This window comes from Nocardia sp. CA-129566, from assembly GCF_050956075.1.
In the GTDB taxonomy this organism is placed as follows: domain Bacteria; phylum Actinomycetota; class Actinomycetes; order Mycobacteriales; family Mycobacteriaceae; genus Nocardia.
Genome location: NZ_CP192085.1, coordinates 9,200,040 through 9,220,410, shown reverse-complemented (window position 1 = coordinate 9,220,410; position 20,371 = coordinate 9,200,040). Strand labels below are relative to the sequence as shown.

At 65.5% G+C, this 20,371-nt stretch carries 19 protein-coding genes and 1 pseudogene; 10 read left to right on the top strand and 10 right to left on the bottom strand.

Annotation, left to right across the window (positions count from 1 at the left end):
- Positions 1-30: 30 nt before the first annotated feature.
- Entirely contained in the window at positions 31-1,911 is a 1,881-nt protein-coding gene (locus ACQP0C_RS41100) for an ABC transporter ATP-binding protein (RefSeq protein WP_433729216.1), read from the bottom strand.
- A 62-nt stretch (positions 1,912-1,973) separates the two neighbouring features.
- On the opposite strand from ACQP0C_RS41100, the gene ACQP0C_RS41095 reads away from it, so the two are divergent.
- The 3 genes from ACQP0C_RS41095 (at position 1,974) to ACQP0C_RS41085 (ending at position 6,887) form a co-directional block, all read left to right on the top strand.
- Entirely contained in the window at positions 1,974-2,306 is a 333-nt protein-coding gene (locus ACQP0C_RS41095; RefSeq protein WP_433729214.1) for a hypothetical protein, read from the top strand.
- A 388-nt stretch (positions 2,307-2,694) separates the two neighbouring features.
- On the top strand, positions 2,695-5,610 hold the full coding sequence (locus ACQP0C_RS41090; RefSeq protein ID WP_433729212.1) for an FAD-binding and (Fe-S)-binding domain-containing protein: 2,916 nt from the start codon (positions 2,695-2,697) through the stop codon (positions 5,608-5,610).
- A 329-nt stretch (positions 5,611-5,939) separates the two neighbouring features.
- Entirely contained in the window at positions 5,940-6,887 is a 948-nt protein-coding gene (locus ACQP0C_RS41085; protein ID WP_433729210.1) for a DNA-3-methyladenine glycosylase family protein, read from the top strand.
- Between the two features lie 179 nt (positions 6,888-7,066).
- On the opposite strand, the gene ACQP0C_RS41080 is transcribed toward ACQP0C_RS41085, so the two are convergent.
- Both ACQP0C_RS41080 and ACQP0C_RS41075 read right to left on the bottom strand, forming a co-directional pair.
- On the bottom strand, positions 7,067-7,273 hold the full coding sequence (locus ACQP0C_RS41080) for a hypothetical protein (RefSeq protein ID WP_433729208.1): 207 nt from the start codon (positions 7,271-7,273) through the stop codon (positions 7,067-7,069).
- Positions 7,273-7,563: a hypothetical protein gene (locus ACQP0C_RS41075; protein ID WP_433729206.1), complete on the bottom strand. Its 291-nt coding sequence runs from the start codon at positions 7,561-7,563 to the stop codon at positions 7,273-7,275. The genes ACQP0C_RS41080 and ACQP0C_RS41075 overlap by 1 nt, the downstream gene beginning before the upstream one ends.
- 567 nt (positions 7,564-8,130) lie before the next feature.
- Here ACQP0C_RS41075 and ACQP0C_RS41070 point away from each other — a divergent pair.
- The 4 genes and pseudogenes from ACQP0C_RS41070 to ACQP0C_RS41055 form a co-directional block, all read left to right on the top strand.
- A pseudogene (locus tag ACQP0C_RS41070) lies at positions 8,131-9,006 on the top strand (helix-turn-helix domain-containing protein); the annotation flags it as partial.
- A complete protein-coding gene (locus ACQP0C_RS41065) occupies positions 9,003-9,200 on the top strand; it encodes a DUF397 domain-containing protein (protein WP_433729204.1) in 198 nt (65 codons plus the stop codon). The pseudogene ACQP0C_RS41070 and the gene ACQP0C_RS41065, both read left to right, overlap by 4 nt.
- Before the next feature lie 14 nt (positions 9,201-9,214).
- Positions 9,215-9,439 (top strand): DUF397 domain-containing protein, encoded by a 225-nt coding sequence (locus ACQP0C_RS41060; protein ID WP_433729202.1) that lies wholly within the window; start codon positions 9,215-9,217, stop codon positions 9,437-9,439.
- A gap of 166 nt (positions 9,440-9,605) precedes the next feature.
- Positions 9,606-9,803 carry a hypothetical protein gene (locus ACQP0C_RS41055; protein ID WP_433729200.1) on the top strand — a complete coding sequence of 66 codons (198 nt, stop codon included), beginning with the start codon at positions 9,606-9,608 and terminating at the stop codon, positions 9,801-9,803.
- A 54-nt stretch (positions 9,804-9,857) separates the two neighbouring features.
- On the opposite strand, the gene ACQP0C_RS41050 is transcribed toward ACQP0C_RS41055, so the two are convergent.
- The 3 genes from ACQP0C_RS41050 to ACQP0C_RS41040 are packed head-to-tail and all read right to left on the bottom strand — an operon-like array spanning position 9,858 to position 13,411.
- Positions 9,858-10,604 (bottom strand): succinate dehydrogenase/fumarate reductase iron-sulfur subunit, encoded by a 747-nt coding sequence (locus ACQP0C_RS41050; RefSeq protein ID WP_433729198.1) that lies wholly within the window; start codon positions 10,602-10,604, stop codon positions 9,858-9,860.
- 5 nt (positions 10,605-10,609) lie between these two features.
- On the bottom strand, positions 10,610-12,550 hold the full coding sequence (locus tag ACQP0C_RS41045; protein WP_433729196.1) for a fumarate reductase/succinate dehydrogenase flavoprotein subunit: 1,941 nt from the start codon (positions 12,548-12,550) through the stop codon (positions 10,610-10,612).
- A 30-nt stretch (positions 12,551-12,580) separates the two neighbouring features.
- The gene (locus tag ACQP0C_RS41040) at positions 12,581-13,411 is read right to left on the bottom strand and encodes a hypothetical protein (protein WP_433729194.1); all 831 of its coding nucleotides are present in this window, start codon (positions 13,409-13,411) and stop codon (positions 12,581-12,583) included.
- A 396-nt stretch (positions 13,412-13,807) separates the two neighbouring features.
- Here ACQP0C_RS41040 and ACQP0C_RS41035 point away from each other — a divergent pair, with 396 nt between their 5' ends.
- On the top strand, positions 13,808-15,037 hold the full coding sequence (locus ACQP0C_RS41035; protein ID WP_433729192.1) for an acetyl-CoA C-acyltransferase: 1,230 nt from the start codon (positions 13,808-13,810) through the stop codon (positions 15,035-15,037).
- 127 nt (positions 15,038-15,164) lie between these two features.
- On the opposite strand, the gene ACQP0C_RS41030 is transcribed toward ACQP0C_RS41035, so the two are convergent.
- The 4 genes from ACQP0C_RS41030 to ACQP0C_RS41015 form a co-directional block, all read right to left on the bottom strand.
- On the bottom strand, positions 15,165-15,452 hold the full coding sequence (locus tag ACQP0C_RS41030; RefSeq protein ID WP_433681615.1) for a hypothetical protein: 288 nt from the start codon (positions 15,450-15,452) through the stop codon (positions 15,165-15,167).
- Positions 15,453-15,683: 231 nt separating this feature from the next.
- Entirely contained in the window at positions 15,684-16,775 is a 1,092-nt protein-coding gene (locus ACQP0C_RS41025; protein ID WP_433729190.1) for an alpha/beta fold hydrolase, read from the bottom strand.
- An 846-nt stretch (positions 16,776-17,621) separates the two neighbouring features.
- Positions 17,622-17,855, bottom strand: coding sequence for a translation initiation factor IF-1 (gene infA, locus ACQP0C_RS41020; RefSeq protein WP_433729188.1), 234 nt, complete (start codon positions 17,853-17,855; stop codon positions 17,622-17,624).
- Complete coding sequence (locus tag ACQP0C_RS41015) at positions 17,852-18,646, bottom strand: GNAT family N-acetyltransferase (protein ID WP_433729186.1); 795 nt, start codon at positions 18,644-18,646, stop codon at positions 17,852-17,854. Before ACQP0C_RS41015 ends, infA begins: the two co-directional genes overlap by 4 nt.
- Before the next feature lie 527 nt (positions 18,647-19,173).
- On the opposite strand from ACQP0C_RS41015, the gene ACQP0C_RS41010 reads away from it, so the two are divergent.
- Both ACQP0C_RS41010 and ACQP0C_RS41005 read left to right on the top strand, forming a co-directional pair.
- Complete coding sequence (locus ACQP0C_RS41010) at positions 19,174-19,617, top strand: hypothetical protein (protein ID WP_433729184.1); 444 nt, start codon at positions 19,174-19,176, stop codon at positions 19,615-19,617.
- Positions 19,605-19,910 carry a transcriptional regulator gene (locus tag ACQP0C_RS41005; protein WP_433729182.1) on the top strand — a complete coding sequence of 102 codons (306 nt, stop codon included), beginning with the start codon at positions 19,605-19,607 and terminating at the stop codon, positions 19,908-19,910. The genes ACQP0C_RS41010 and ACQP0C_RS41005 overlap by 13 nt, the downstream gene beginning before the upstream one ends.
- Positions 19,911-20,371: the final 461 nt, after the last annotated feature.

Sequence of the window (20,371 nt, the reverse complement as noted above, 5' to 3'; positions counted from 1 at the left end):
GATCGAGCCGGGCTTTTCAGTGAGCGCGAATCAGGCCGCGACGGTGACCGGTTCCTCCGCGAACTGCGTGCGGTACAGCTCCGCATAGCGGCCGTCGGCGGCCAGCAGTTGCGTGTGCGTGCCGCGCTCCACGATTCGTCCGTCCTCCAGGACCAGGATCTGGTCGGCGGTGCGGATGGTGGACAGGCGGTGGGCGATCACCAGTGCGGTGCGACCGTCCAGCGCCTCCGAAAGCGCCTCTTGGACAGCGGCTTCCGAGGTCGAATCCAGCGATGCGGTCGCCTCGTCGAGAATCACCACGCGGGGTTGCTTCAGCAGCAGCCGGGCGATGGTCAACCGCTGGCGTTCACCGCCGGAGAGACGGTAACCGCGCTCGCCGACGACGGTGTCCAGACCGTCCTGCAGTGATTCGACGAGATCGCGCAGTCGGGCTCGCTGCAACGCATCCCACAGTTGCGCCTCTGTCGCCTCCGGGCGGGCCAACAGCAGGTTGGCGCGAATCGTGTCGTGGAATAGGTGGCCGTCCTGGGTGACCAGGCCGACGGTATCGCGGATCGAGGTCGTACTCAGTTCGCGCACGTCGGTCCCGTTCAGCCGCACCGCACCGCCGTCGACGTCGTAGAGCCGGGAAACGAGTTGGGCCACCGTGGATTTCCCGGCGCCCGAGGAGCCGACCAGCGCGACGAGCTGACCGGGTTCGGCCCGCAGCGACACATTGTGCAGCACCTCGACCCCGCCGCGGGTGTCCAGCGTCGCGACATCCTCCAGCGAGGCCAGCGACACCTTGTCGGCCGAGGGGTAACCGAAGCTGACATCGTCCAGCTCGACCGCGACCGGACCCGCGGGCACCGCGACGGCATCGGGCGCGTCCTCGATGAGCGGCCGCAGATCGAGCACCTCGAAGACCCGCTCGAAGCTCACCAGCGCGGACATGATCTCCATCCGGGCGCTGGCCAGTGCGGTCAACGGGGTGTAGAGGCGGGTCAGCAGCAGCGAAAGCGATACCACCGCACCGGCATCCAGCTGGCCGCGCAGCGCGTACCAGCCGCCGAGTCCGTAGACCAGGGCCAGCGCCAGCGCCGAAACCAGGGTCAGCGAGGTGACGAAGACGGTCTGCAGCATCGCCGTGCGCACCCCGATATCGCGCACCCGACGCGCCCGCAGCGCGAATTCCTCGGACTCCTGCTGTGGCCGCCCGAACAGCTTCACCAGGGTCGCGCCCGGTGCGGAGAACCGCTCGGTCATCTGGGTGCTCATGGCCGCATTGAGTCCGGCCGCCTCGCGCTGCATGCCGGCGAGCCGATTGCCCATCCGCCGCGCCGGAACCACGAATACCGGCAGCAGCACCAGTGCGAGCAGGGTGATCTGCCAGGAGATGCGGACCATGACGGCGAGTGTGAGCGCGAGGGTCACCAGGTTCGTGACCACACCGGAGAGGGTGTCGCTGAACGCGCGCTGCGCCCCGATCACATCGCTGTTCAACCGGCTGACCAGCGCACCGGTGCGGGTCCGGGTGAAGAACGCGACCGGCATCTTCTGCACATGATCGAAGACGGCCGTCCGCAGATCCAGGATCAGCCCCTCACCGATCCGCGAGGACAGCCAGCGAATCAGCAGGCCGAGTGCGGCATCGGCCACCGCGAGCCCGCCGATCACCATCGCGAGGATGACGACCACTCGCGGCGCGGCCCCGCCGACAATGTCATCGACAACCCGACCGGCCAGCACCGGCGTCGCCACCGCCAGCAGTGCGGATATCACGCTGAACAGCAAGAACGCACCGATCCGGCGGCGATGCGGCCCCGCGAACCGCAGGATGCGCTCGGCCGTCGCGAGCCGGAACGGCCGCTGCTCCTGCGGCGCGTTCGCCCGTCGGTACATCTGGCTCCACGCCACCGATTCGATACTCACCTGGTACTCCCTCTCGCTCCCCACCCATCGAACTCCTGGGCACCGACATTAAGACCTCAACATTGGTTGAGAGCAAGCCCATTCCGCCCCGATTCCGCGCACAGCGAAACGGCTTCACGCAGAATCCGCACGGAGCCTGTCGCCGAATCGACTGTCGCGCAGAAGCGCTGAAGCCGCCGGAGCCGCTGACGCCGCTGAAGCTGCCGGAGCTGCTGAAGCTGCCGGAGCCGCCGGAGCCGCCGGAGCCGCCGGAGCCGCCGGAGCCGCCGGAGCCGCTGAAGCTGCCGGAGCCGCCGGAGCCGCTGAAGCTGCCGGAGCTGCCGGAGCTGCCGGAGCTGCTGAAGCTGCCGGAGCTGCTGAAGCTGCCGGAGCCGCTGAAGCCTCGGAACCGCTGAAGCCTCGGAACCGCCGAACCGCCAAAGCTGCTGAAACCGCCACTAAAGGCGACTTCCCCAGCTGCCTCGGCGCACCTCGTCGGCGATATCAATGCCGAGGGAAGCGCGGCCGACAATTCCGGTGTCGCGCCCGGCAGTCAGGCCGCTGGACTTGGCGTTGCCGTATGCAGCTCGGTTACTGAGCATTGAAAATGTGCGGCGAGTGCGCGCCCACACTCGATTGCATCGAGCCGGACACACCGCAGTTCGAAGGGATCGCGTCGTAGCGAGCCGTAATTCGCGCCCGAATTTCGGCACGACCAGCGCAAACTTCGATCCGGCAAAAGTGCGGATCCCGATGAGCGCGCGGATCTCGCGGTGGTGGTGCGGGCGTGCATAGGCTGGCGGGGTGGACGAGGAGTGGGTGGTCGAGGGCTTGCGGCGCACGATCGCGGGTGAGGTCGACGCGTCCGCCCGCCGACGCGCGGAGTACTCCTCGGATGCGTCGAACTATCGGGTGCTCCCCACCGCCGTGGTCTTCCCACGCGTGGACGAGGATGTGGCGCGCACTGTCGAGTTCGCCAGAAACAGCGGGCTGTCGATTACCGCGCGGGGCGCGGGAACCTCGGTGGCGGGCAATGCCGTCGGTCCGGGGATCGTGCTCGACTTCAGTCGATATATGAATGCCGTCCGCGAGGTGGACCCGGAGCAGCGGGTGGCGCGGGTCCAACCGGGTGTCGTCCTTTCGGAACTACAGCGTCGGGCGGGGGTGCACGGGCTGCGGTTCGGGCCCGATCCGTCGACGCAGAATCGGTGCACGCTCGGCGGGATGATCGGCAACAACGCGTGCGGACCGCATGCGGTGGCGTGGGGGCGCACCTCGGACAATGTGCGTGAGCTGCGCATTCTCGATGGGGCGGGTGCGGTGCGGACGCTCGCGGACGATCCGTCGGTAGTCCCCGGGCTGCCCGAATTCACCAGGGCGAGTCTGGCCGTGCTGCGCACCGAACTCGGCCGATTCGATCGGCAGGCCTCCGGCTATGGCCTCGAACATCTACTGCCGGAACGTGGTTCGGCGGTCGCCAAATCGTTCGTCGGCAGCGAGGGCACCTGCGGGATTTTGCTCGAGGCCGCGGTTGCTCTGGTCCCGCTGCCTCGGGCCACCGTGCTCACGGTGCTCGGATATCCCGATATCGCCAGCGCCGCGGACGATGTCGCGGCCGTGATGGCATGTGATCCGATCGCGGTCGAGGGCATCGACGCGCGACTGGTCGATATCGTGCGGGTACACCGCGGCGCTACCAGCGGCGTACCGGAACTGCCGCGCGGTAGCGGCTGGCTGTTCGTCGAATCCGCCGCCGACACCGCCGCCGAGGCATATGCCGCCGCCGAAAAGCTCTGCCGGACCGTCGGTGCGCTCGACGCCAAGATCGTCACCGATGCCGGTGTCGCCGCGGCACTGTGGCGGATCCGGGCCGAAGGGGCCGGGTTGGCCGGTCGCACGCCGGCGGGTCATCCGGCGTGGCCGGGCTGGGAGGACGCGGCCGTCCCGCCGCGGCATCTCGGCGCGTATCTGCGCGATTTCGCCGCGCTGACCAGCGATCACGGCGTGGACGGACTGCTCTACGGCCATATCGGCGACGGCTGTATCCACGTCCGGCTCGATCTGCCCATTGCCGATGCGCCGCAACGCTTTCGGACATTCCTGCGTGACGCGACCGAACTGGTGGTCCGCTATGGCGGATCACTGTCCGGCGAGCACGGCGACGGCCGAGCTCGCTCGCAACTGCTCTCGGCCATGTACTCCCCGGAAGCACTCGATGTATTCGCCGGATACAAGGCACTTTTCGATCCGGACGGGGTATTGAATCCGGGCGTACTGGTCGCCCCGCGTCCGATCGATGCGGATCTGCGGCTGGTCGGTGTGCGTCCGATCGAACGCGCCGGTGGTTTCGCGTTTCCGCAGGACAACGGTGATCTCGCCGCGGCCGTACATCGCTGTGTCGGTGTCGGCAAATGCCGTGCCGATACCCGGGCGACCGGTGGTTTCATGTGCCCGTCCTATCTGGCCACGGCCGACGAGAAGGACAGCACCCGCGGTCGGGCCCGGGTGCTCCAGGAGGTGGTGCGCGGCGCACTCCCCTGGTCGTCCGAGGCGGTCGCCGAATCGCTGGATCTGTGCCTGTCCTGCAAGGCATGTCGCTCGGACTGTCCGGCGGGGGTCGATGTAGCGACCTATAAGTCCGAGGCGCTTTACCGCCGGTACCGGCATCGCCCGCGACCGATGGATCACTACACGCTGGGCTGGCTGCCGCGCTGGCTTGCTGCCATGAGTCGGATGCCGCGTGCGGTAAACGCAGCGGCGGATATCGGATGGTTGCGCCGAATCGGTTTGCGCGCCGCTGGAATGGATCCGCGCCGCGCGGTGCCGAGGCTGGCGGACCGCAATTTCCGCCGGATCTGGCGTGGCCTGAACGAGCAGGCGGATTCGTCGAGTCATCCGCGAGCGGCGCAGCCCGCGATCGGTCGAGCGCCAGCAATCCCATCGACCGATATCGCCCGATCGCCGGAGTCGACCGACGGCCTGCCATCGGCGGACGACTCGCACCCGCAGGGTGTCGCACCTCGGGAGGTCATGCTGTGGGTCGATACCTTCACCGACGTCTTCGACCCCGAAATAGGCTTGGCCGCAGTGGAATTGATCGAATCGCTCGGCTATCGCGTGCGCATCCCACAGCGGCGCGTGTGCTGCGGACTGACCTGGATCAGCACCGGTCAACTCGATGGCGCCCGAGCCCGACTGCGGGCCACATTGAATGCACTGGATGAGCACGTACGCGGCGGTGGCATTGTCGTCGGCCTCGAACCGTCGTGCACGGCCGTGCTGCGCGCGGACCTGCCGGAACTGCTGCCGGAGGACCCCCGTGCGGCCGCGACCGCCGCGGCCGTGCGCACCCTCGCGGAATTCCTCGCCGAACAGCCGAACTGGCGACCGCGACCGCGGACCGGACAATCCGTGGTGGTCCAACCGCATTGTCATCACCATGCCGTACTCGGCTTCGATACCGATCGCCGAATATTAGCCAGCATGGGTGCAAATGTGACCGAAGTCACCGGATGTTGCGGCCTCGCGGGAAACTTCGGAATGCAGTCCGGGCACTACGACATTTCGGTCGCGGTGGCCGAGAATGGCTTGCTCCCCGCGCTGCGGAATGCGGCCCACGATTCGATCTTGATCGCGGACGGTTTCTCATGTCGCACCCAGGCGACGCAGCTGAGCGGCCGCCGCGGGCTACACCTTGCGCAATTCCTGCTCGGCGAGTGAGCGTCAGCTGCCGAACGGCAGGGTGCCGGGCGGAATCTGGTAACCCGAGCTGCCCGCGGAAACCGCACCCCAGGCATTGAGCAACCAGTTGAGCACAGTGGTGATCATTCGAAACCTCCGTTATGGCGACTGCCAGCTGTTTGCCGAACGCAACAATATCGCCGCAGTTATTTGTCGCGTTACAAAATAGTGGAGCATCTGGGATTATGGCGAATCGCTATCAAGAATCGCACACTCGGGCCGGAACTCCGGTGAGCCACGCAACATTCCGGCATGCGCAAACGGTGGGCGCGAGGACCGCGCGCAGGGCCTGCGGGCACAATGAGTCGGTGCGCAATCAGACGGCCGAACCGGACCGGAGCCGGTCCGGTCCGACCAGGACGGTCACCGCCGAGGGCCCGATCGACCTCGCGCCGACCCTCGCGCCGCTGTCCCGCGGTCGCGGTGACCCGTGTCACCAGATCACCCCCGACGGTGCGCACTGGCATGCCTCCCGGATGCCGACCGGTCCGGTCACCTACCGTCTCGCCCAAGCCGGTAGTCATGCGGTCGACGCCCGCGCCTGGGGTCCCGGCGCGGCCGAATTCCTCGATGGCCTCGACCACATGCTGTGCCTGGACGAGGATCTGTCCGATTTCGCCCCGGAACATCCGAAGATCGTCGACGCACACCGCCGCTTCCCCGGACTGCGGATGCTGCGCACCGGCCTGGTCTTCGAGGCATTGGTGCCCGCGGTACTCGAACAGAAGGTGCATACCGTCTCGGCCCGCGCGTCCTGGCGAAAACTGGTGCGGCAGTTCGGTTCGCCCGCGCCGGGGCCAGCTCCCACCGGATTGCTGCTGCCGCCCGATGCCGATACCTGGCGCCGGATCCCGTCCTGGACCTGGCATCGCGCCAATGTCGGGCCGCAGCGCGCGCAGACCATTGTGCGCGCGGCCCGGCTGGCGGATGCGCTGGAGCGGGCGGCCGCCGAGGAACCCGCGGTGGCCGCGCGGCGCCTGCGGACGGTGCCCGGAATCGGTGTATGGACCGCGGCCGAGATCGGCCAGCGTGCCTTCGGCGATGCCGATGCCCTCTCGGTCGGCGACTACCACCTCGCGGCCATCGTCGGCTGGACCCTGCTCGGTGAGCCCATCGACGATGCCGCGATGGTCGAATATCTGGAACCGCTACGGCCACACCGCTATCGGGCCGTCCGCCTGCTGGAGATCAGCGGTTACGCGCACAAGCCGAAGTTCGGCCCGCGCACCCCGCTCACCGATCACACCTGGCACTGACCGGGTCTGTTGCCGGACAACATCTTTCGGCAGACCATCCGCCGTACGGTCGCCGACGTGCCGATGATGGGCCACCGATTCGGCGGTCACCCACCGTAGGACTCGAAGGCAGTCCAGCAGCACAGCCGGAACGCCGGGCTGGCGTGTGGTCGAGACGATGGCTGTCGGCTCGGCGGCGCTCATAAGGGCAGCGCGCGCTCGTCCAACACGCATTTGCCCGCCTCGACCAGTGTCGTGCGGGCCGCGCGGCGGACCCGGCACCGGTCGACGGTGCAGTCGATATGCAATTGCATTGCGGCGTGGGCTTGTTCGGTCGTCAGCACACCAGGGTCGTTGCCACAGGCTAGGAGCGAGGCGACATGCATATTCAGGTTGGTGAGTTGCATCAGGCCACCTCCGCCCGGCGGCGCACCGAGCGGACATGTCGGCTGTATCGGGAGACGGGCCCGTCGTCCCACGGGGCCTGCTGGATCGCCATCCCCAATGCCTCGAGCGGGGTGAGTCCGATCCCTTCGGCGAGATTGCCGACCGCGCCGAGCAGCGCTGGCACCACCTCAGCAACCTGCAGTGCGGCCACCGCTTGGGCGCAAGTCAGTGTGCGTCCGGGCAAATAGGAAACCACCCAGCTCTGGTGTCCGACGCTGCGGGCCCGATGCGGGGTCAAATCGCTGGTCATCAACGACGACGCTATGACACTTACAGCCATGACTCCTCGTTCCTACGTGCGATTACTGCGACGCTCGCGACGCGCCCGGCGGCGGTAGCTTGCGTGACCACGGAGGGCGCCGCGAACGTCGCCATTGAATACGGTGTGTGCCCGGAGCTTCACCAAAGGAGGGGAATGACGCGTATTCACTCCGGGCACATTCCCAGCACACCACCGTGACATGTCACGAACGACGTCCTTGGTGGATATCCAAAGATTTGGCGCGAATTCCCAGCACAAAACCCAACCGGGAAGGGAGGATTCTCCATAGTGGACGAAAGAACCCTCTGCCCAAGCGAAGTGACGGGGAACCGAGCTTGTGGGGTCGCCTCGGAGCAAACCTTTGGGTCTGTATCCGAGCCCGCGGTGTGCGCCGTGGGTGCGGAGGCGGAAGCCTGCGTCATGACGTAGGGACCCGCGAACATCGCAATTGAATACAGAACGGAGCGTGCTGTGTCAGCGAGTTCGGCAAGACGGTCAGACAGTTCCCGGGATGCCTCACAGGGGACCGAACCTTCGGACCGACTATCCCCCGACAACGCCGCCTCCACCCTACCCAGACGCCAACTCGGCAGATATCTTCGGGACTGGCGCACCCAGTCGGGCCTCACCATCGCCGAAGCGTCCCGGCTCATGGAGTGGGGCGCAAGCACCTTGCAGCGCTTGGAAAAAGGCCAGGCAGACCGCATACGCACCATCGATATCCAAGAGCTGTGCCGCATCTACGGCATCCCGGACCAATTGTCCGACGGCCTGAAGGGCCTGGCCCAGCAGGCCGCGGTCAAGAGCTGGTGGCACGCCTACGGCGACCTCATCCCGGAGAACTTCGACGTCTACGTCGGATTGGAGGCATCGGCCCAGCGACTCAACTCCTACCAATCCGAACTCGTACTCGGCCTGCTCCAGATCGCCGACTATGCTCGAGCCCTGAATCGACTTGGCTATCCAGACGATTCGGATGCCGAGATCGAACGCCGCGTCCAATTGCGGTTGCAGCGCCAGGCATTGATCACCCGCAAGGCCGCACCGGCGACGGTGGATGTAGTGTTGCACGAATCGGTCCTGCGCCGGGTGGTCGGTGGCGCCAAAGTGATGGCGGCGCAGCTACGTCATCTTGCCGATATCAGTACCCAACCCAATATCTGCCTGCGTATCCTGCCGTTCGCGGCCGGTGTTCCACTCGGGGTCTCCACCGGACCGTTCACGGTTCTGGGGTTCGGAACCGATAGCAAGGGCCAGCCGGTCGAGCCGCCTGTGGTGTACGCCGAGGGCTTCACGGGGGATCTCTACCTCGAAAGACATGCTGATGTACGGCGGTACGATCGTGCGCACGAGTGCCTCCAGCGCAGTGCGCTGGATATTCAACCCAGCAGACATCTGCTACGGCAGGTAGCGAAGGAGTATGCGGCATGAGTTTGGATCTGGTTGGCGCGCAGTGGTTCAAGAGCACCCGCAGCGGCGCGGGTAAGGACTGCGTAGAGGTCGCCTTCCTCGACGGCGGTCGGGTCGGCCTACGCGACAGCAAGAATCCGAGTGGACCCGCCCTGGTCTTCACCCCGGGCGCATGGGATGCCTTCACCGCCGGTGTGGCGGGTGGCGAGTTCTGAGGGAGTTGCGAGGCGTGAGCATCAACAAGGGCGCGAATGTGGATCTGTCCGACGCTATCTGGCGCAAGGCCGGTGCTGGCACCGGAAAGGACAGCGTGGAGGTGGCGTTGCTAGCGGAGGGGCACGTCGCACTGCGCGACGGTAAGAATCCCGATGGGCCGGTCCTGGTCTTCACGCCCGGTGAATGGGCCGCCTTCACCGCGGGTGTGCACGATGGTGAGTTCGACCGGCCCGAATAGTTCGACCGGCCCGGCGGATAGCCCGCCGGGCCGAGTCACGTGACGGCAGAGCCGTGCGGTGGGCTCGATGCACCATGATCAGATGTGATCGGGAAGATCACGAAACAGTGCAGATTCGACAACGAAAGTGTGTTTGCCGACGGCAATTACGGGTAGACAACAACTTGTGGACCGTGGGCTCAAGAGTTCCCATCCCCGGTACAAGAAATTGCGTCCGGGCGATTGGGTGGAATGGCTGATCGTGGCACTGCTTTTCGCGGTGTCGGCGGTGGGGGTCTTCGTCCTCACCGGCTCATTCCTGTCATCGCTGTTCGTCGGCATGCTGGTGTGGATGGTCGCCGTCGGAGTCGTCGCGTTGCTATAAAGGGTGCGCCGACCGGCCGGGCATCAGATCCCGGCCGGTGGTCGAAAGGGCGGGTCAGCGCCGGAAGAGCTTGTTGCCCAACCAGACCAGCGGATCGTACTTCGTGTCCGCCACCCGTTCCTTCATCGGAATCAGGGCGTTATCGGTGATCTTGATGTGTTCCGGGCAGACCTCGGTGCAGCATTTGGTGATATTGCAGAGTCCGAGTCCCTGCTCGTCCTGCGCCAGATTGCGGCGGTCGGCCACATCGAGCGGATGCATCTCCAACTCGGCGATCCGCATCAGGAAGCGCGGACCGGCGAAGGCTTCCTTGTTCTCCTCGTGGTCACGGACCACGTGACAGGTGTTCTGGCACAGGAAGCATTCGATGCACTTGCGGAACTCCTGGGAGCGCTCCACATCGACCTGCTGCATCCGGTAGTCGCCGGGCTTGAGATCGTCCGGCGGCGTGAAGGACGGGATCTCCCTTGCCTTCTGGTAGTTGAACGACACGTCGGTCACCAGATCCCGGATCACCGGGAAGGTGCGCATCGGCGTGACGGTGATCAGTTCATCCGGCTGGAACGTCGACATCCGGGTCATACACAGCAGCCGCGGCCGACCGTTCACCTCGGCCGAACACGAACCGCATTTGCCCGCTTTGCAATTCCACCGCACCGCTAGATCGGGCGCCTGGGTGGCCTGCAGCCGGTGGATGATGTCGAGCACCACCTCACCCTCGTTCACCTCGACGGTGAAGTCCTGCAGTTCACCGCCGTCGATATCGCCGCGCCACACGCGGAATTCGGCGTCATAACCCATTTTCCCTACGCCTCGCCTTCCGTGGCTGAAATCGAACTTGCCGGATGGGAGGCGAGTTCGGCTGGGTTGTAATACTTTTCGAGCTCACCGAGATCGAAGAGCGAGAGCAGGTCGGCCCGCATCGGGATCTGGTCCTCTGCCACGACCCGAACGCCCGGCACCGGTCCGTCCGCGTCGGCGGAATCGATCGAGCACACCAGCAGCTTGTTGCGCCAGGCCGCATCCATGGCCGGGAAGTCATCGCGGGTGTGTCCGCCCCGGCTCTCGGTGCGCAAAAGCGCTGCCTGTGAGACACATTCGCTGATCAGCAGCATATTGCGCAGGTCGAGGGCGAGATGCCAGCCCGGGTTGAACTGCCGATGCCCCTCCACCGTCACACTGTCGAAGCGTTTGCGCAGGTCGGCGAGGCGCGTGATGGCCTCCTGCAATTCGTGTTCCTTGCGGATGATGCCGACCAGATCGTTCATGGCCTGCTGCAGATCGGTGTGCAGGGTGTACGGGTTCTCCCCCGTCCCTTCGGCAGGCGGATCGAAGGGCGCCACCGCGCCTTTCGCGGCCGCCGCGATATCGGTGTCGGATACCGTTGGCCGCTCGGACAGCTCCTCGACGTAGGTCGCCGCGCCGAGTCCGGCCCGCCGACCGAAGACCAGCAGGTCCGACAGTGAATTGCCGCCGAGCCGGTTCGAGCCGTGCATACCGCCCGAACACTCACCCGCGGCGAACAATCCGGGCACCGTTGCCGCGCCGGTATCCGGATCGACCTCGATGCCGCCCATGACGTAGTGGCATGTCGGGCCGACTTCCATCGGCTCCTTGGTGATATCCACATCCGCGAGCTCTTTGAACTGATGGTGCATCGAGGGCAGTCGCCGCCGGATCTCCTCGGCGGGCAGGCGCGAGGCGATATCCAGGTACACCCCACCGTGTTCGGTGCCGCGTCCCGCCTTCACCTCCGAGTTGATGGCGCGGGCCACTTCATCGCGGGGCAGCAGATCCGGGGTGCGGCGCGCGGAGTCGTTGTCGCGCAACCACTGATCGGCCTCTTCCTCGGTTTCGGCGTACTGCCCCTTGAAGACCGGCGGGATGTACTCGAACATGAAGCGCTTGCCGTCGGTGTTCTTCAGCACCCCACCGTCGCCGCGCACACCCTCGGTGACGAGGATGCCCTTCACACTGGGCGGCCAGACCATGCCGGTCGGATGGAACTGCAGGAATTCCATATTGATCAGCGTCGCACCCGCCCGCAGCGCCAGCGCGTGTCCGTCGCCGGTGTACTCCCACGAGTTGGAGGTGACCTTGTAGGACTTGCCGATGCCACCGGTCGCCAGTACTACCGCGGGCGTTTCGAACAGGACGAACCGCCCGGACTCGCGCCAATAGCCGAATGCGCCCGAGATCCGGTCGCCGTCCTTGAGCAATTCGGTAATGGTGCATTCGGCGAAAACCTTGATGCGCGACTCGTAGTCGCCGGTCTCCGCGAAATCCTCCTGCTGCAGCGAAACGATCTTCTGCTGCATGGTCCGGATGATCTCGAGTCCGGTGCGGTCGCCGACGTGCGCCAGCCGCGGGTAGGTGTGGCCACCGAAGTTGCGCTGGCTGATCCGACCGTCGGCGGTCCGATCGAACAGCGCCCCATAGGTTTCCAGCTCCCACACCCGGTCGGGCGCCTCCTGGGCATGCAATTCGGCCATGCGCCAGTTGTTGAGGAACTTGCCACCGCGCATGGTGTCCTTGAAATGGGTTTGCCAGTTGTCCTTTTCATTGGCATTACCCATCGAGGCGGCGCAACCGCCCTCGGCCATCACGGTGTGCGCCTTGCCGAACAATGACTTGCACACCACCGCGACGGACAGACCGTGTTCGCGTGCTTCGATCACCGCGCGCAGTCCGGCGCCACCGGCACCGATGACGACGACGTCGTATTTGTGCCGTTCCACTTCTGGCATGGCCGCGAAACTCCTGGTTTGTGAGGGCGGTTAGTTGATGAACCGCAGATCCGAAATCGTGTCGCTGGCAACCAACATCACGTAGAAGTCGGTCAGCACCAGCGTGCCGAGGGTGGTCCAGGCCAGCGCCATATGGCGGGTGTTGAGCTTGGAGACCTGGGTCCAGAACCAGTACCGCACCGGATGCGCGGAGAAGTGCTTGAGCTTGCCGCCCATGATGTGCCTGCAGGAATGGCAGGACAGGGTGTAGGCCCAGAGCAGGATCACGTTGCCGAGCAGCACGATATTGCCGAGACCGAAGCCGAACCCGCCGGTCTTGCCGTGGAACGCGTAGATCGCGTCCCAGGTGTTGACCAGTGAAACCAGTACGGCCACATAGAAGAAATAGCGGTGCGCGTTCTGGATGATCAGCGGCAGCTTGGTCTCGCCGGTGTATTTGGCGTGCGGTTCGGCGACCGCGCAGGCGGGCGGGGAGAACCACACCGCGCGGTAGTAGGCCTTGCGGTAGTAGTAGCAGGTCAGCCGGAATCCCAGCAGGAACGGCAGCACCAGGAAGCCCAGTGGCAGGATCGCGGGGATATGGCCGAACCAGGCGCCGAAGTGACGCGCGCCCTCGACGCAGTCGGTGCTCACACACGGTGAGTAGAACGGCGTCAGGTAGTGGTAGTCGTCTACCCAATATGCCGTTCGCACATACGATCTGATCGTCGCGTAGAGGACGAAGGCGGCCAGTCCTACGGCCGTCGTTAGCGGTGGGATCCACCATCGGTCGGTGCGCAGTGTGCGCGCGGAGATGGCGGCCCTGGTCTTGCTGAAGACGCCGGTTCCCGTTTCCGGGGTGGCGGTCGGTGCGGCACTCACAGGTGGATGCCTCGCTGATCTGCTGTGCGGACGGTCCCCGTGACCTCCGCAATCGAATGTGATGCTGAGCACCATACGACACCCTCGCTATCGCGCAGCGGCGTCCCGCCAAACATGACCCACCCTCAGGTCCGTGATTTCCGCCACATTCGATCCAGGTTTACCTACCGCGGGCCGTGGCGAACGGACCGCGAAGCCCCCGAACTCTCCTAAAACAGAACATGATTCGAGCGGGGCCGCCCGCAAGGAAACCGGCGGTCGATTTTTCGGCCGTACGAACGTCACGCGGCGGCAACAAACGTGTGGTCACCTTTTCTGGAAATCACCCGCTGACGTGCGCTGATGCCATCCCCGCCGCAGGCGGACACAGCTTTGCCGGGGGAAGGAGTAACCCAGATGAGGAGAGCCGCGATCGTGGCGCCGGTCCGGACCCCGAGCGGGATCGCGGGTGGCGCACTGTCCGGAATGCCGCCGGAATGGCTGGCCTCGACCGTCCTTTCGGCGGTGATCGCACGCGCGGGCATCGATCCGCTGCGCATCGAGGATGTCGCGATGGCCAGTGTCGACAACCGAGCCAGCGCCCCTGAGCTGAGCAGGCTGGCCGCTCGTGTTGCCGGACTGCCGTTCGCGGTGCCCGGATTCCTGACCGACCGTCGCTGTGGCAGTGGTCTGCAGGCGGTGATCACCGCGGCGATGATGGTGCAGACCGGTGCGGCCGATGTGGTGGTCGCCGGTGGGGTCGAATGTTCGGCCGCCAGCGATTGCTTGTCGACCCGCCATGGCGATCCGTACCAGACCGGCGATCTGGCGAATGCCGAAGAGCTGGCCCGCTACTACGGCATCAGCCGGGAAGCGGCCGACGAGTTCGCCGTCGCGAGCCATCGCAAGGCCGCCCGCGCCTGGCGGCAGGGCACCTTCTCCGCCGAGGTGATCCCGGTCGGGGTCATCGACGATCCCGGGGACTGGACCGAATTCGATACCGCTGTGCGCCATCGGATCATGCGCGACGAAGGTGTGCGCGAGGACGTCTCCACCCGTACCTTGGCAGCACTGCGCCCGCTGATTTCCAGCGGTGTGGTCACCGAGGGCAATATGAGTTCACATCGCCACGGTGCTTCGGCCTGCCTGGTCGTGGCCGAGGACCGGCTCGACGAGCTCGGCCTGGTGCCGATGGCCTATGTGGTCGGCTGGGCCGCGGCCGGATGTGATTCGGACACTGCGACTCTCGGCGCCGCCCCCGCCGTCGCCAAACTGCTCGGCCGCACCGGATTCACCCTCGACGATCTCGATCTGATCGAGGTCAATGAGGGTTTCGCGGTGGAAGTGCTTGCGCTGGCACGGGAATGGGAGCTGGATCCGCGTGAGCGGCTCAACGTCAACGGTTCGGCGATCGCGCTCGGTCATCCGGTCGGCGCCACCGGCCTGCGCATCATGACCACGATGCTGCACGAGTTGGCTCGCACCAATGGCAATTACGGTCTGGAGGCGATCGCGCTGGGCCATGACCACGGCATCGCGGCTCTCTTCGAATCGGCGGGCGCCGCCCCGATCCCCGAGACTCCCCGCGGCGCCCGCTTTCACGGCGTCCGCCCGTCCCGCAGGTCGGGTCGTCACCGCGCCTCGTGAGTCGGATCCCGGGGCCGCCACGCAGGTGAGCTGTGCACCGCACACGTGCGATTGCGCGTGTGCGGTGACGAAAGCGCGTGCGCCAGCTTCGGTGCCGACCGGTACGGACGGCACGCGGAACCAGGAGCTACTTCGTGCGCGGGCGGGAGTGGAAGCCGAGACCCTCGTCCTGCGCACCCATCCACGCCGCCTCGTCGGATTTGCTGTCCGGGACGTAGATGGTCTCCTGCGGGCGACGGGTGAGCTGCTGCGGCGGCGACTGCTCGAGTTCATCGGCGTCGATGACGAGCCGCTCGAGGTCGTTTTCCAGTCGTCGCACCGAATTGGCGTCGCCGTAGTGAGTGCGCAGTGCGCCGATGGATTGCCGGAGCTGCCCGACCGCGTAGCGGAGCTCAGCTATTTCGCTGCGTGTCATCGATACCTCCTGTGTTCCTTGGCGGGCAGACGAACTCGGTGGGTAGCGGATGCTTCCATGGTCTGCCTGGGAGCGCGCCGCACCAAGTCGTGTGACTCACCACACAACGTGATCTACAACACAGTACGTGAGGAATTGCGATCTGGCTCGTCGGACCCACTTTTTCGGATGTTTGCCCAAATATTGCCGAGGGGTGCGGCAAGGCATCCGTGTGCTTCGACGAATGCGAACTCAGCTGGCGGTGGCGTACTCGGGGCCCTGACCGTGCATGGCGGTGATGACCCGGTCGACCAGGCCGGCAATGTAGGAGGCCACCTCTTCGGCGCGTTCCAGGTGCACGCTGTGGCCCGCGCCCTCGAGCCGCACCAGCTGCGAGCCCGCCAGTTGCGAGGCGAGTACCACCGAATGTGCGAACGGCACGACGATGTCGGCCGAACCGGCCAGCACCAGCGCCGGAATGTCGCCGAGGCGCTGCAGCGACGCACTCTCGTCGAAGGTGATCAGCGAGGCGAGGAAGCTCGACATGGTGAGCAGCGGGGTGTCGTTCATCATCGCCGCGGCGACCGCAACCATGCGAGGGTTCGTCCGCTTGGTACCCGTATTCGCCGCGCGGGCGATCGGCTCGAAGATTCGGCGGGACAGCCGCTTGGATGCCTGCATGAGCCGCGGCGCGCGCAGCACCGCGACCTGCAGCGAGTTCACGGCGCGCCGATTCAGGAAGCGAGCGAGCCCGACCTCGGTGATGCCATTGGCCGCGCCCGCGATCAGGCCGAGGCCGACCACCCGGGCGCCGATCGCCGTCGGGAACAGCCGGGCATAGGCCAGGGTCACCATCGCGCCCATCGAATGTCCGACCAGCACGATCGGACCGGTCGGCACGACCGCCCGCAGCACGGCGTCGAGGTCGTGGCCGAGCTGCTCGATGGTGTAGGTCGAGTGATGGGCGACGCCGGATTCACCGTGCCCGCGGTGGTCGTAGAAAACCATGCGGGTGCCTTGTTGTCTGTACTCACCCGCCGCGTCGGCTCCGCCGACTGCCATCCCGTTGTACTCACCCACCCCGTCGGCTCCGCCGACTGCCATCCCGCTGTACTCACCCACCCCGTCGGCTCCGCCGACCGCCACCCCCCACTGTCGCAGCAGTTGATCGCGCAGGTACGACCAGGATTCGGTGCGCAGGCAGTGGCCGTGTACGAAGACAATGGTCAGGGGTGCGTCGTCGGCGCCGAAGGTGCGGACCGCGATCGGGGTGCCGTCGTCGGCCGACACTGTAATGCGATGGCCGTCGTAGTCGGCGGCCCGGCGGGCGATGGTCGTGGACATGAAGGTTCTCCTGTGGGATACCCGTTCGGAGCGCTCTTGCCCGGATGTCGAGTTGGATTCCCGTGCCGTTAACGCCGCATACCGTCCGTTATGTACGCGTTGTCCAACTGACGCTGGTGATCGACATCGCCGGGCGTACGGGCCCGTCGATCGGTGAATCTAAGGACCTGTAGGTCAGACGCTAGATTTCGGCAGACAACTATGATCGACCGCTGCGCTGGCCTTCTATCGGCCAATCGATCGAATTTCCTAGAGTCCGCTAGAGATTGTTATCGGAAGGTTATAGGAACGCGGTATCGAAAGTCTATCGTTATCTAGGAATTTTTCGAGATTGTCCGATACCTCCCGATCGGACACCAACGCACGTGGTCACACAACGAGTTGTGGGCGGTCGGGAGATGGCTTGCGCCGGCTCCGGACGGAGACCGGTGCAGCGTCTGTCGATGTCGTGGTCGAGCAACATCGGGCAGGTGGGGGTTCCGGTAGCAGGAGGCCCATCACCGAGGCGGCATGGACCGCGAGCGGGAACGCCACCAAGAAGACTCCCGTCACGCGCGGGAGTCGGCTGCATGACCGCTATCCCGCCTGTATTTTCGGCGATTACTACGACCGTCGCCGATTGCATCGGATGCGATATTCCTTCATGGGGGCTCGCGCGATATGGCGTAGCCGCTGGTCGGCGGGTGCGGTTGGCTCCGGGGTCGATGAGGCTTGTCAGCTCACGCATGGCATGGCGATGCCTCGGTGACGACGGACGAGATGGTGTCGGCGACCGGCTTCGAGCCGGTCGCCGACACCGCTGTATGTCGAGGGGCGACGTCGATTCGGTCGCGTCCCCGCCTTTTGCTACGTCCGGTACCGGAAGAGGATCCGGCCGCGGGTGAGGTCGTAGGGGCTCAGTTCCACGAGCACCCGGTCATAGGGCACGATCTTGATGTAGTTCTTCCTTATCTTCCCGCTGATGTGTGCGAGCACCTTGTGCCCGTTCGGGAGTTCCACCGTGAAGGTGGCGTTGCGCAGGCACTCGACGACGGTGCCCGCTATTTCGATACCCTTGCCGTTCTTCGCCGTGTTCGTCATCGCAGCACCAACTCCAGGTTGCTGCTCGCACGTCGGGCACCGATGCCCTCGAACAGCGCCAGGGCCGCTGCGTTGGATTCGTTCACTTCGGTTGATGCCGTTTCGATCCCGTCGCGGTGCAGTGCGCCCAGCGCGTGGGCCAGCAGTGCCCGGGCGATGCCGCGGCGGTGCTGGTCGGCCCGGACCGCGATCAGCCCGATCCGTGGCTGCCGGGTCACCTGCACCACTCGGACCAGTCCCACGTATCGATCGGACTGCGCTGCCACCGCATACTTCGACGGATCCCAGGCGTTCCCGTCCGTGCGGGGCAACACCTCGGCCGGCATCTCCTGCCATCCGACGGTTGCCTCGACCTCATCGCGAATCGCGGTGTCCACTGCGCGCAGCGGGCCTTGCTGCGCTTCACCGGCAGCCACGATCGTGACACCCGGCGGCGGCAGCGCCGCGTCGAGTCCCGTGACCTGCGGGTCGGCGGGCACGAGGTATTCCCACTCACGGCGCCGGGTGGTGAAACCGGCGCGCTCCCAACTGCGCGTCAGGTCCAGGTCGGCCTCGTCGACCACCGTGTACAACGGCGTCGGCAGCTGCGCCAGCATCGCGTCGGCGAGTTGGTCGAAGACCGCGTCGTGCCACGAGTCGATGCTGAGGAAGACCCGACCGTCGGGCCGACGCGAAACGTCGCCACGGCCGACCACCCGGTCGGCCTCCACCGCGTGCCACTGCGTCTGCGTGACCCGCGTGATCACTACGGTGGGCTCACCCGTACCCGAAGTGAAATGTACAGAATTCATAGGTTGTCGCCTTTCGGGATAGCCCTGTCTCTCAGGCGCTCCCAGCGACACCTACATCGTTCGCCCAACCGTGACGACGAGGGGGAGCACCCACATCGATACAACGTTCATGGGTCTCACCTCCTCGCGTGATGTCACGGTCTCCCGGACGTTATCAGCCCACATGCCGCCCTGCCCAATCATTTTTCTGCCGACCAACTGAGAGCGACTTGCGGCGGTAGATGGCGGTGTTCTCGCACCTCGAGGTGGCGACGCACAGGCCGATAGGGCGTGTGCCCTGGATCTGCGGATGTTTCGAACGTCCCATAATGCCGACGAGCGTGACCGCGGTGAGTCCGAAGCGCAGACGCCTCCCAGGTGTAGCTGCATAGCGCGCGGTGTGAATCTGCCACGTGCTCACCCCGGAAAAACAACGGCCAGAGGCGATCTCGTGCGTCCAGAGCGTGCGAACTGGTCGATGGGCAAATCGGGATGTGAAAGGTGGCAACTAGTTTCTGAATGGAAACTGGTTGCGGTACGCTAAACGTATGCAGGACGCGCAAACACCACAACAGGCGCTGGACATCGCCGCCGCTACCACCCGCCAGGCGCACCAAGCCGCCGCACTGCCCAGTTGGGTAGCTGTTGCGACCGGCGTGTTCGGCGGACTTGGTATCGCGATGCTGACCATGGCGGGGGACTACGACATGCTGGGGGTGATCGGATGGATCGCCGGAATCGCCTCGCTCACGGTGTATTCGGTACTTGTGTGGTGGCTGCGCCGTGCCCGGCGTGCGCGCGGCATCCTCCCTGTCCCGACGAAGGAGTGGAAGCAGGCCACGGTGGGGCTACTGGTCATAGTGGTGGTGCCGATGCTCGGCCATGCGAATTCGGGTTTGTACCTGGGGATGAGTCTGTTATGCGGTGTGATCATGGGTGTGTGGAGTTGGTATGAGGTGGCACGACCGTGGACCACGCCGTGGCAGAACTGAACGAACTGTTCGCCTCACTGCCACGCCTGAAACTCGTCGCCTTCCTCGACGGTTGCAGTGAGGCCGAATTCCTGGTCATAGCCGACCTGTGCGAGCTGAACAAATCCACGCTCTCCAAAGCGATGACCGTTCTCGAAACCGCTGGCTACCTCGAGGTCACCAAGGGCTACGTGGGCCGGAAACCGAAAACCTGGCTCGCCCTCACCCGTGAGGGCCGCACCGCCTACCACGCCCACCTCGCTACCCTTACCGCCCTCACCCGCAAGGCGGGCGAAAATGCCTCCGAAGCCTGACCGCAATTCCTGGGTTCATCTCGTGTGAATCTTTCGACCCGACACGGAGTTCCGAACAGCGTGGCTCATTGCGGGCGGTCGGTGACCAAAATGACGGTCTGCCCCGAGGCGCGAGGTGCCGTGGATCGAAAACGAACGTTCGCGAGACACCCTCCGCAGCAATGCATTTCCGCAGCTCGCACCTGGAACACATGTCGTGTACGCGGCAACGTCAACCGTTGGGGGATGGTGACATGCAACGGATATGGGCGTAGGTCCTGGTTGTTCGGCATGTCCTGGAGCCGACCTGCGGTTTTTCGGCGATGACTACCGGTACCCCAGGTGGTTGGGCCGATCCGTACGGTTGCCGTGGGTGGTCGGGCTTGCTGTCCTGCACGGCTCCGGGTCCAGAGCCCCGGATACGGCTGCCGTCCACGGCTTCTATCGGGCAGTGCGGAGCACTTCAGGGGACATATAGGCCA

Excerpts from the sequence above, each read along its gene's own strand:
- ACQP0C_RS41080 (WP_433729208.1), bottom strand. The coding sequence starts at position 7,273 with ATGCAACTCACCAACCTGAATATGCATGTCGCCTCGCTCCTAGCCTGT.
- ACQP0C_RS41075 (WP_433729206.1), bottom strand. The coding sequence starts at position 7,563 with ATGACCAGCGATTTGACCCCGCATCGGGCCCGCAGCGTCGGACACCAG.
- ACQP0C_RS41065 (WP_433729204.1), top strand. The coding sequence starts at position 9,003 with ATGAGTTTGGATCTGGTTGGCGCGCAGTGGTTCAAGAGCACCCGCAGC.
- ACQP0C_RS41050 (WP_433729198.1), bottom strand. The coding sequence starts at position 10,604 with ATGGGTTATGACGCCGAATTCCGCGTGTGGCGCGGCGATATCGACGGC.
- ACQP0C_RS41045 (WP_433729196.1), bottom strand. The coding sequence starts at position 12,550 with ATGCCAGAAGTGGAACGGCACAAATACGACGTCGTCGTCATCGGTGCC.
- ACQP0C_RS41035 (WP_433729192.1), top strand. The coding sequence starts at position 13,808 with ATGAGGAGAGCCGCGATCGTGGCGCCGGTCCGGACCCCGAGCGGGATC.
- ACQP0C_RS41030 (WP_433681615.1), bottom strand. The coding sequence starts at position 15,452 with ATGACACGCAGCGAAATAGCTGAGCTCCGCTACGCGGTCGGGCAGCTC.
- ACQP0C_RS41025 (WP_433729190.1), bottom strand. The coding sequence starts at position 16,775 with ATGTCCACGACCATCGCCCGCCGGGCCGCCGACTACGACGGCCATCGC.
- infA (WP_433729188.1), bottom strand. The coding sequence starts at position 17,855 with ATGACGAACACGGCGAAGAACGGCAAGGGTATCGAAATAGCGGGCACC.
- ACQP0C_RS41015 (WP_433729186.1), bottom strand. The coding sequence starts at position 18,646 with ATGAATTCTGTACATTTCACTTCGGGTACGGGTGAGCCCACCGTAGTG.
- ACQP0C_RS41010 (WP_433729184.1), top strand. The coding sequence starts at position 19,174 with ATGCAGGACGCGCAAACACCACAACAGGCGCTGGACATCGCCGCCGCT.